The 11044-nt window shown below is 45.0% G+C and carries 11 protein-coding genes and 2 tRNA genes; 4 read left to right on the forward strand and 9 right to left on the reverse strand.

Going from position 1 to position 11044, the window contains the following annotated elements:
* Positions 1-16: 16 nt before the first annotated feature.
* From bufB to AAKU64_RS08290, 3 genes are read left to right on the forward strand one after another with little or no spacing between them, the layout of a single operon-like run.
* Positions 17-940: an MNIO family bufferin maturase gene (gene bufB / locus AAKU64_RS08280; RefSeq protein ID WP_354361993.1), complete on the forward strand. Its 924-nt coding sequence runs from the start codon at positions 17-19 to the stop codon at positions 938-940.
* A complete protein-coding gene (locus AAKU64_RS08285; RefSeq protein WP_354361994.1) occupies positions 933-1739 on the forward strand; it encodes an HvfC/BufC N-terminal domain-containing protein in 807 nt (268 codons plus the stop codon). Before bufB ends, AAKU64_RS08285 begins: the two co-directional genes overlap by 8 nt.
* 51 nt (positions 1740-1790) lie before the next feature.
* Positions 1791-2249 (forward strand): DoxX family protein, encoded by a 459-nt coding sequence (locus AAKU64_RS08290; RefSeq protein WP_354361995.1) that lies wholly within the window; start codon positions 1791-1793, stop codon positions 2247-2249.
* Between the two features lie 154 nt (positions 2250-2403).
* On the opposite strand, the gene AAKU64_RS08295 is transcribed toward AAKU64_RS08290, so the two are convergent.
* A complete protein-coding gene (locus tag AAKU64_RS08295) occupies positions 2404-3000 on the reverse strand; it encodes a hypothetical protein (protein WP_354361996.1) in 597 nt (198 codons plus the stop codon).
* A 256-nt stretch (positions 3001-3256) separates the two neighbouring features.
* Between AAKU64_RS08295 and AAKU64_RS08300 the strand changes: the two genes are divergently transcribed.
* Positions 3257-3805, forward strand: coding sequence for a GNAT family N-acetyltransferase (locus AAKU64_RS08300; protein ID WP_354361997.1), 549 nt, complete (start codon positions 3257-3259; stop codon positions 3803-3805).
* Here AAKU64_RS08300 and AAKU64_RS08305 read toward each other — a convergent pair.
* From AAKU64_RS08305 to tolA, 8 genes are all read right to left on the reverse strand, one after another.
* Positions 3802-5259 carry a Ppx/GppA phosphatase family protein gene (locus AAKU64_RS08305; RefSeq protein ID WP_354361998.1) on the reverse strand — a complete coding sequence of 486 codons (1458 nt, stop codon included), beginning with the start codon at positions 5257-5259 and terminating at the stop codon, positions 3802-3804. The two genes, AAKU64_RS08300 and AAKU64_RS08305, sit on opposite strands and share 4 nt — an antisense overlap.
* 319 nt (positions 5260-5578) lie before the next feature.
* On the reverse strand, positions 5579-6472 hold the full coding sequence (locus AAKU64_RS08310) for a class I SAM-dependent methyltransferase (RefSeq protein WP_354361999.1): 894 nt from the start codon (positions 6470-6472) through the stop codon (positions 5579-5581).
* 198 nt (positions 6473-6670) lie between these two features.
* A tRNA-Lys gene (locus tag AAKU64_RS08315) sits at positions 6671-6746 on the reverse strand.
* 116 nt (positions 6747-6862) lie between these two features.
* Positions 6863-6938: transfer RNA gene (locus AAKU64_RS08320), tRNA-Lys, on the reverse strand.
* A gap of 91 nt (positions 6939-7029) precedes the next feature.
* The gene (gene ybgF, locus AAKU64_RS08325) at positions 7030-7800 is read right to left on the reverse strand and encodes a tol-pal system protein YbgF (protein WP_416200120.1); all 771 of its coding nucleotides are present in this window, start codon (positions 7798-7800) and stop codon (positions 7030-7032) included.
* A gap of 186 nt (positions 7801-7986) precedes the next feature.
* Positions 7987-8526 (reverse strand): peptidoglycan-associated lipoprotein Pal, encoded by a 540-nt coding sequence (gene pal, locus AAKU64_RS08330; RefSeq protein ID WP_322119893.1) that lies wholly within the window; start codon positions 8524-8526, stop codon positions 7987-7989.
* A 65-nt stretch (positions 8527-8591) separates the two neighbouring features.
* Positions 8592-9857 (reverse strand): Tol-Pal system beta propeller repeat protein TolB, encoded by a 1266-nt coding sequence (gene tolB, locus AAKU64_RS08335; RefSeq protein WP_354362006.1) that lies wholly within the window; start codon positions 9855-9857, stop codon positions 8592-8594.
* A gap of 7 nt (positions 9858-9864) precedes the next feature.
* Positions 9865-10803: a cell envelope integrity protein TolA gene (gene tolA / locus AAKU64_RS08340; RefSeq protein WP_354362000.1), complete on the reverse strand. Its 939-nt coding sequence runs from the start codon at positions 10801-10803 to the stop codon at positions 9865-9867.
* Positions 10804-11044: the final 241 nt, after the last annotated feature.

Raw genomic sequence — 11044 nt, forward strand, 5'->3', positions numbered from 1 at the left:
CTAAATTTAATACAGCTTGAACTCCGCGTTCGAAACGATGCGCAAACCGACCGTCAACCTAGGTGTTGGAGTTGGTTTGCGCAGTCAGCATTATCGTGATTTTCTGAATGCACCAGTAGCAATCGACTGGTTAGAGGTGCATTCAGAAAATTATTTTGGCGATGGCGGTTACGATCTGCATGTTTTGCAGCAACTGCGTCAAGATTATCCCATCAGCCTGCATGGTGTCGGTTTAGCTCTCGGCTCTGCCGTTGGTTACAGCGCATACAACGACGCCCATCTGCAAAAATTACACCTACTGGTTCAACGCATACAACCCGCTCTGATATCCGAACATTTGTGTTGGGGTGCTGTGACTGGCCGTCATTTGAATGATTTATTGCCGCTACCACTGCGACAAGATGCTTTAGAGTTGATATGCGAGCGGGTTGATCAGATACAAAATCTATTGCAAAGAAGTGTGCTGATCGAAAACGTTTCGACCTATTTACGCTTCGCCCAAGATGAAATGTCCGAGGCAGAATTTCTGGTACAACTGGCAAAACGTACAGGCTGCGGCATTTTATTAGACGTCAATAACCTCTACGTCAATCAGCATAATCACGGGGAAGATGCCTTAGCAGCGCTACGTCATTTCTCTGGTTTGCCACAAGGTGTGATTGGTGAGATTCATCTGGCGGGACATTTGCGTACTGATGACTGCCTGATCGATCATCATGGTTGTGAACTAGCGCCGGAGGTATGGGATTTATACCAAACAACGTGCTCGCTACTGGGTACAGAAATCCCTGTGTTGATTGAATGGGATACCGATATTCCAGCGCTACCGGTTCTACTGGCCGAAGCGGCTAAGGCGACGCATTACAGGGATGCGGCTCGTGCCAACATCATCAACGCAAGTAGTGTCAGTAACTCAATATCAGCGGCACATCATGGCTGACCCTCGCAGCCTCTCTGCGATACAACAGCAGTTTGCAGATGCTTTATTGTTTCCCGATCAAAGTACAAGGCCATTGTTCAAATCCTCGCCGGAACAAGCACAAGAACGCTTGGGGATTTATAGGGGGAATGTGTCCGCTATCTGGACTCAAGCCTTACAAAATACCTATCCTGTTTTATATCAATTGGTCGGCGCAGAATTTTTTGAGCAAATGGCCAAAGCCTACGGACGCGCCCATCCGTCTACTTCAGGCGATTTAAACGAATTTGGATCGCAGCTAGCCATTTTTTTAGCCGATCCGATAACTGGTATCGGTATCATCAATGACTATCCCTATTTTCCAGATGTCGCCAACTTAGAGTGGCATGTGCATACGGCCTATTACGCAGCCAATACAGCGCCGTTGGGCCTGACCGAAGTGATTGAAAAAACAGGAGAACATTTTGGACAAACCCGTTTGCGCCTACACCCAGCTTGCCGCTTAATAACATCGGAGTGGGCTTGTGCAACCATTTGGCAAGCACACCAACCAAATACCGATGTCGCTTATCCAGAGCAATTAGAGGTAAAAAACTATTGCCTAGTCAACCGTCAACATTGGTCAGTCGAGGTACATGCATTAGGCATAGCGTCGTATCTTGGATTGCTAGCCTTATCACAAGGAAAAAGTATCGGATCGGCATTGGAGCGAGCGATGGAACACGATCCCGATTTCCAAATTGCGGATCAACTACAGCAATGGTTTAACTGGGGCATTTTTGTAGAGAGTAAACTGTCTTTCAGCGATGAACGCATGTAAGGAAAACCGCCCTGCTCCGACTGACTTGCATAACTAACACGGAGAATAAAAATGAACCAATTTTTGCGGCTGCATCAACTCAGTACTAGCATCGATCAACTAATACAAGAATGGGGCGGCGCATTGCTCAATCTTGGTTTGCGGATTTTTGTAGGCTGGCAATTTCTAAAATCTGGGATGGTAAAGATTCAGGACTGGGATGCAACTTTATCCCTATTCCGCGAGGAATATCATGTTCCCGTCTTGCCGCCGGAGCTAGCCGCGATTACTGGCGCAGGTGGAGAATTGTTTTTCCCGATTTTGTTAATTACAGGCTTATTCTCACGTCCTGCCGCTTTAGGATTATTTGCAGTCAATGCAATGGCGGTCATATCATATCCGCAGCTTTGGTCATTTGAGTGTCCGGCGGCCATCAATGATCATCTGTATTGGGGTTTGCTGCTGGCTGTATTAGCCGTATTTGGACCTGGGAAAATTGCGATAGATAACTGGATCAAATCTCGCTATTAGTTTGTGCTGGCAAACTAGTCTAATTTTATTAAAAAGCATTTTTCAAATTAGATTGTCCAATGACTATAAGGCGTTCAAGCCAATATCAGGCTAGAGGCCGCATAATCATTGGACTTTACAAAACAAAATCTTCTAAAATATTCTAATGTGCCATTCACTCACCGGACGGTATATTCTGCCCCATACCACCTTGGCTACCGCCATTTGGGCCACCTGCTCCACCAGATCCGCCTTTGCCGCGACGACCGCCACTGGCTTTAGGCAAATCGCTACGCGAGCCACGATCCTTCGTTTGGTCTTCTACCCGGTTCAACTGATCCATTAATAAATCGACGACCATATCTCGCTGCTTGTCATCCAAAGCGTCGTACATGGTCAGCCAAAGTTCTCTTAATTGCTGATTCTCTTGCAGAGATATAACCTCATCCTGATCCATTGATTTTGTGAGATCACGAAGTTCTGTGTTCTTTTTTTCTAAACCGGCTTTAACAGCATCTTGTATTGCCCGGCGGCGTAGTTCTCGTATTCTCAAAATATTACGTACCTTGCTTTCGGTTTGTTGCCAAAGCAATTGCTGATTGGGATTCAGATTCACATTCTTTTTAAATTCCGTCAAAATAGGTAAAGCATCTTCCGCACGAAAATCAGCTACCGGAATCGCCATCGCAGGCATCGTGGCAGCAGAACCAAGCATCAACGAGAGCGTAAGCAAAATGGATTTAATTCTATGTCGCGGAAATTGTATGGGCATGATTTCTCCAATTAGAGCAAGGTAGCTGAAATGTCAGGACAAAATATCTGGGCAAAAAAAAGCTACACCATGTAGGCGTAGCTCTAAACCACTTCGGGAGTGGGATCAAGAAAAGTACATAAAACATGATTAATATAATCTTTCACACACATTTGTCATGTGACTATTACAAATTATTACTGAATGGTGTTCAGACGATACATTGTGTTAAACAACACTTAACAATATCTAATGATCCAGATGAAAGGTTGCAAGTATGAATTTCCAACCACGCATCAGTTTTCCTGTACTACAGAGTAAGCGCTTTGTATTGAGAAAAATTGTTCAGTCGGATATTGGTAATATTTTTAAGGGCTTATCGCATCCTAAAGTCATCGCCTACTATGGCATCTCATACGATAGCCTGGTGGCGACACAAGAACAGGTAGACTGGTATCGACGGATTGAGCAAGAAGAAAGTGGTATCTGGTGGGCGATCTGTCCGCAAGCCACACCCGATCAGCTAATCGGCGCGTGTGGTTTTTACGAATTAGATACAGAAAATCAAAACGCAGATTTTGGTTATTGGTTGCATCCGGAGTATTGGCGTCAGGCAGTCATGCATGAGTGTTTGTCGCTAATTTTACACTATGGTTTTCAGCAACTGCGCTTACACCGGATTGAAGCTGAGGTAGAACCAGAGAACAAAGCTAGCAGTCAGCTTTTACAAAAATTAGGTTTCGCATTAGAAGGCAGACGCCGGGAAGTTGCCTGGAAAAATAATCGATTTGTCGATATGGAATACTACGCAATATTGGCGGCTTAAATATTCGCCTTAACGACAAACTCCACGCCCACTTCGCGCCAAAATTCGATTTCTTTTTGCAGCCAAAAAGCAACTGTCGGATGTAAAGTCACCCAGTCTTGTCGAATTTCCAGCTCGATTTTGCTCTTCATTTTTAAACTAAAATCAGCATAGTCGAGTTCTATCCGCGAATGCATAAAGGTGACTGAGAGACGCAATGCAAGTACCGCTTTAGCAAAATCCAAGTCGGCAAAGCTGTCACTGATTTTTCTCAGATTACCTTTTTGACTCAAAATTAATTTACTCATTACACGCTGTTCGCGGGTAGTGAAACCGGCCATATCAGCGTTCTCTATCATGTATGCGCCGTGCTTATGATAGCCGGTATGCGATATCGCCATACCGACCTCATGCAACATAGCACTCCAGTGTAAATGCCGGATATAGGTATCCGTTGCCGGTTTTAATTGTGCATACAAAGAACGTACCATATCGGCTACCCGACTAGCGCGTGTGACATCAACATAGAACATAGTGGCGACGTTATGCACGGCTTGCTCACGCCGGTCACGCTTGGTCGCACGCAGGTATAAATCCCACATAACCCCCATGCGCAAACCTGCTTCTATGGGTTGCAATACAGTGATATTAAATTCTTGCAACAAGGCGATCAAGATCGCAAGTCCGCCGACCACCATGGCGACGCGCTCGGGTTTAATACCCGTTAATTCTAGCTGACTCACCTGCCCACATTGGACGCAGTATTGTTTTAACGCTATCAGGCTTTTGAGCGTAATACTACCGTCACCTAAATTATTTTTTGCGATTGCATCAGAGATCGCCCGTATCGTGCCCGAAGAGCCATAAGCATTGCGCCAATGCTCAGGCTGATACGGCGGTGCGGCATCCTCAAACATCGATCGTGCTGACAGAATAGCGGCTTCAAATCCTGCTTCAGTGATTCTACCTTGCGGGAAAAAAGTACTGCTGTGCTTCACCGTACCAATACTAAAAGACTCCACCTTAACCACCTCATGGCCGCGACCAAGTATCACTTCGGTAGAGCCACCACCGATATCCAGCGCTAACCGACGCTCGCCTGGAATAGCAATCGAGTTGGAAACGCCCATATAAATCAGACGTCCTTCTTCTTCACCAGAAATAATATCGATCGGATAGCCAATAGCAGCTTCCGCTGCGGGCATAAAATCGGCACTATTTTTTGCAATACGTATGGTGTTGGTTGCTACTACGCGGACGGCATCTAGCGGGTAGCTATCTAAGATTTGTTTAAAGCGCGCGAGACACGCAATCGCGCTTTGTATTGCTGCAGGCGACAGATTTCCTTGCTGATCCAGGCCAGCCGCTAGACGAATAGGATCGCGAGCACTTTTGACAACGCGAATCACATCACCCTCATGACGACCTATGTGCAAGCGAAAACTGTTAGAACCAAGATCGACTGCAGCGAACATACGGTAATTCTCCAAACGATTTTTTGATAGCGATGAAAATCTAAATTCTCAATTGGCAACTAGGTTCAAAAACTTTATCAGGACTTACGCAAAATTGCCCTAGCAAGGTCTAGCGACGAAGATAGTTTCTAGTACAGCTAGGAGCTAAAACGCAGCTAGGGCGGTTTTGCTTAAGTCTTATTTATAAGATAAATGATATTAATAATTGTTTGTGACGTGCCGGTGACTTCGGTGTAAATCACCAAATTACATGTCAATTAGTGTGTCATTTTTCTGTCTTCAAATTGCATTTAAAACTAACGCACGACGAATGTTGAAATTAGTGTGGCGTAAAAAACCGTGCCTGCATAGATTCTAAGCCAGTAGTCCTCAGCACCTCAGCCAAGCGTTCGGCAGGACGTTTAGCCGGTAAGCCTTTGTACTCAGCAATGATCAGTTCATTCTTCATTGAATGCTCCCAACCAACCAGCTCGGTTACTCTAACCTGATAGCCATGCGCTTCTAATTGCAGACACCGTAGCACGTTAGTGATCTGGCTACCAAATTCACGCGTATGAATCGGGTGGCGCCACATCTCTGATAAAGGATTGTCGCGTACAGCATCACCCTTATGTTTGCGCAGCTCTGCCGCCACTTCTGCCTGACAGCAAGGCACTAACACCATAAATTTTGCCTTCTTTTTTAATGCAAATTGAATCGCATCATCCGTCGCCGTATTACAAGCATGCAACGCAGTAACAATATCAATTTGATCGGGCAACTGGGTAGAAGTAATGGAGTCAGCGACAGATAAATTTAAGAATGACATACCGGGAAAATCTAGTCTGGTGGCCAGCTCGACAGACTTTTGTACTAATTCATCACGAGTCTCTATGCCGTAAATACGGGACTGATTTTGACTTGCCGTTGCTTTAAAAAACAGGTCATACAAAATAAAACCAAGATACGATTTACCCGCACCATGATCGACCAGAGTGAGGTCGCTATGATCTTCGCGTAATTGCTGCAACAAGGGCTCGATAAATTGGTACAGATGATAGACCTGCTTTAACTTGCGCCGGCTATCTTGATTCATCTTGCCGTCACGCGTGAGGATGTGCAATTCTTTGAGTAATTCTATCGATTGTCCTAGGCGAATTTCATGATGCTGTTCTGGCTTTGGCTTTGATTTTTGTTCCGTTTTGAGCTTGCCGCTATTCTGTTTTTGCTTCATCAGACGTCCTTTACTGAATTACGGAATAATTCTATTTCATGTGATTTTTAAATCAAGATTGTCGCTTACGATTCGGTGAACACATGATTTAAAAATAGGATAAGTGTGCGTGGCGATACATCAAGTATAGACACTTCTCATCGCCGAAAAACAAAAAGGACTCAGGCTTTCACCTGAGTCCTTTTATTCTTAAAACTTTGGTAGGCCGTGCGGGATTCGAACCTGCGACCAACGGATTAAAAGTCCGCTGCTCTACCAGCTGAGCTAACGACCCAAAGACTTGCGCTTTATAAACATAAAATGCGTGCAGAAAACAAAACTAATCCACACCAGACATCATATTTATAAATAAAAAAGACTTAGATTTTCATCTAAGTCTTCCGAATTTCGTGGTAGGCCGTGCGGGATTCGAACCTGCGACCAACGGATTAAAAGTCCGCTGCTCTACCAGCTGAGCTAACGACCCGAAAGAACGAAATTATAGTATGTTCCAATACCGCTGTCAACGAGCTTGCTGGATTTTTTCCACCGAAGCAGTATTCTCTCGGGAGTTAGTCTTATTTTGTGGCGGCCAAGCGACTCTTTGCTGCCTGTGCGGCTTCAGTTTCCGGGTACTGTGCAATCACTGCCTCCAGCGTTTTTTTGCTTCCTGATTTGTCTTTTAATTCCAGCTGACAAGCAGAGATATTCAACATCGCATCTGGTGCTTTTGGATGATCAGGATAATTTCTAACCAAAACCTGCAGAGACGAAATCGTATTCTTGCAATCACGCTGTGCATACCAGGAATTACCCAACCAATATTGCGCAGATCCGGCAAAAGCCGATTGCGGATAGTTCACATTGAAGGCTGTAAATGCAGCACTTGCATTTTTGTAATCGCCTGCTTTAAATAAAGATAAAGCTGCGTCATAGGCACGTTGCTCATTGATTTCTACCGTCGCCTCTTTGCCATCGACCGTCATTTTCTTTGGCTCTAGTTTGCGAACACGGTTGTCCAGATCGACATAAAAGTCTTGCTGACGGCGCTGAGTATTTGCTAAATCATTGGTCAGCACTTCTATCTGTCCGCGCAATTTTGCGATCTCTGAGCGCAATTGCTCATTTTGGTTCGCCAGATCAAGCGCACTACTTTTATCGGCTTTGGTATCTAACTTCGTATCGAGTTTGTTACTTACCTCATCCACTTTAGAACGCAAATCTAAAATTGCTTTACGTGCTTCATCGTCATCAAAGATACCCGCCGCTGCAACTGATGGCAGCATTGGTGTCAACATCATGGCGAAGGCAACCGAGCGCGCTGTTTTAGAGAAAGTAAAAAATTTCATGGGAAGAGTTCAATAAGAATTGATCTTGAAGTGATCCAGCATGCTGGAGGACAAAGAAGGGAACATCATTCGAAGCTTGTCGCTATCGAAGCGTCTCTCAAAATACAGATTGCAGCAATCAATATGTTTAGCGGCAATCTGTATTAATGAGGATAACTTAATACGTATTCAATACGTATTGAATACTTACTGGTAGACGATATCAGAACGGCGGTTTTCTGCCCATGAAGCCTCGTCGCTACCCGTTGCTTTTGGCTTCTCTTTACCTAAAGAAACCGCCTCTACTTGGGCTTCTGGCACACCTAACAAAGCCAGAGCTTTACGCACTGCTTCTGCACGTTTTTGTCCCAAAGCCAGATTGTATTCACGACCACCGCGTTCATCCGTATTACCTTGGATTAAAATTTTACGAGCTTTATTGCCGACCAGATATTTAGCATGGGCTTCGACTAAAGATTTGAACTCATCTTTAACCACATAGCTATCATAGTCAAAATACACACTACGTTTCGCCAACACGCCTTGCGGGTCGTTTAAAGGGTCAACAGAAACGACTTCAACTGGTTTAACAGTGCGGGTGTTGTCTTCTACTGGTTTATTCATTGCAGACTTATCTTCAACGACAGGTGGCTTCTCGTCCAATTTAACTGGCGTGCTACAAGCTGAGATAAGAGCGACGCTGGTCAACAGCAAAGCCAGAGTTTTAGAATTAATTGCTGAGCGCATGTATTTCTCCTTTTTTTAAAAACTAAATAAAGCAAATGAATTAAACAGACTTCAAAATTTGACCATTACTTCATAAAAGGTCCCCATGTGGGTTCCCGAACATCTCCAGCTTGCAAGGTCAATTTTTGCTTCACTCTGCCGTCGACCGATACTACCGCCAATGTGCCGCGACGACCAGACTCAGTAGCGTACATAATATATTTACCGTTAGGTGAAAAGCTTGGTGATTCATCTTTAACGGTATCCGATAAGCGCTGTTCTTGGCCGCTGGCAATATCCAGTGAATACAACTGGAATTTGCCATCACGGCGAGAAATATACGCCAGTGTTTTTCCGTCAGGTGAAATCCTCGGCGTGATGTTATAGCTGCCGTTAAAAGTGACGCGCTTTGCCTCACCACCAGTCACGCCCATGCGATAAATTTGAGGTCCGCCGCTACGGTCGCTTAGGAAATAAATGCTTTGTCCATCGGCAGAAAATTGTGGCTCAGTGTCTATGCCGCTGGTTTGAGTCAAGCGCTGCAAACCCGTGCCATTGGCGTTGACGGTATATACCTGAGTCAAACCATCGCGCGACAAGGCTATCGCTAATTTATTACCGTCCGGTGACCATGCAGGTGCTGAGTTGCTGCCTTTGTAGTTGGCAATCACTGTGCGTTCGCGCGTGATCAGATTTTGCACGTAAATGACGGGCTTCTTAGCCTCAAACGACACATAAGCAACCTTGGTGCCGTCAGGCGACCAAGCTGGTGAAATGATAGGTTCATTCGAGCGCAAAGCCACTTGTGTGCCGTCTCCATCTGCATCGGCAACTTCCAGACGATATTCCTTACCGGACTTGGTCACATAAGCGATACGGGTTGAGAATACGCCACGCACGCCAATTAATTTTTCATAAATATCATCGGCGATTTTGTGCGCAGTCACCCGGGTATTCGCTGAGGACGTTGCAATGGCAAGGCCAGATAATGTGGATGACTTAATCGTATCCAATAATTTGTAACGCACGTCAAAACGACCATCGCTGAGTTTTTGCACGCTGCCAACGACTAAGGCTTCGGCTCCGCGTGATTTCCAGTCATCGAAATTGACGGCGGTTGTCTCGGTAATGACGCTACCAGTATCAATAATTTTGAAATAACCGCTGCGGGTTAAATCGTCTTTGACGATAGCAGTAATTTGCTGCGGTGTCAGAGCCTCATCAGCAAAGCTCGCAATCGCAACCGGGATTTGGGTGGAACCAACGCCAGATACCTCGACCCTAAGCTGAGCCTGCACCACACTGGTTATCAATAATGTGCTCGCTGAGAACACTTTAATCAAGGAAACTATCTTCAATTTACTCTTTCATTTTATAACTGAGGACAATACTGGTAGGGACATCGCCAGATTTATCACGTGGGAAAGGTGCTGACTTTTCTATCCCTTTTTCTACCGCTTCATCAAAACCAGGTGCGCCAGAAGATTTTAATTTACGCACCGGGCCACGCAAAGAACCATCTGGTAACAAATCAATTCTATATTCTACTGTGGGGTTGGTATTTGAATTATCAACTGCGTTGAATACCGTATTTTGTCTTACCTTGGAAGCAATACGGGCTGCATAACTTGGATCGCCACGATTATTGCCGGTGGATTTAGGCGCATCGCCCGTACCACCGGTACCCGTGACTGCCGCTTGCCCATTCAGACGGCGCATATTTTCTTCAAAAACCTTATCGCGGGCGGCTTGTTCTTTATTTTGCTGCGTTTTTGATTGCGCTTTGGAATCGGCTAGTTTTTTCTTCTCGGCCTCATCGGCAAGCAATTTATCGGCTTTCTTTTTTTCTTCCGCCAGCTTTTCTTTGGCTTTTTTGAGTGCCAGTTCTTGCTCTTGCTTAAGCTTTACTTCTTGCAACTCAGCTTTTTTCTGATCTTCTATTTTCTTTTTCTCAACTAGCAGACGCTTTTTTTCTTGGGCTAACGCGATCTCGGGATCAACCACCGGCTCGTCTTTAACGACTGGCGTTGGTGCCACTGGCGGCGCAATTTTCTCAGGCTCTGGCTGTACTTCTTCCTCTGGAATTGGCTTGGGCGCGGCCTGTCTGGTGGTCATATCCCAAACCTCTGCTTCTACTGCAGTAGTTTCTTTATTTTGCCATTGAACGCCTACCCACAAAAAGGCAATCAACACGACATGCACCAAAGCAGCCAAGGTAAAAGAGCGCCACTGACCAGCCTCACGGGGGAAATCACGAGTTGAAGAATGCGTAGGGACGTTCGGAGAAAATTCTTTCATGACTTTATATGATGCTTCTATCGCTGCTTAGTTCCGTTTATTTTCCGTCCAAAAGCTGGCTGAGGCCGTCTTTCTTTAGAAAAATATACGATGAATAAAATTATAATCGGCATTCCGATCCAAACCGATTCAAATCATCTTTGCTGGTTTAACAAAGAAGTCCTATCAAATCGGCACTAAAAACATACGGGTAAATTCTTATTTCTGGCAAGTTTAAAGAAGAGAAAGTAAATATACTCCC

The sequence above is a fragment of the Undibacterium sp. GrIS 1.8 genome (genome assembly GCF_040544445.1).
Taxonomy (GTDB): Bacteria; Pseudomonadota; Gammaproteobacteria; order Burkholderiales; family Burkholderiaceae_D; genus Undibacterium.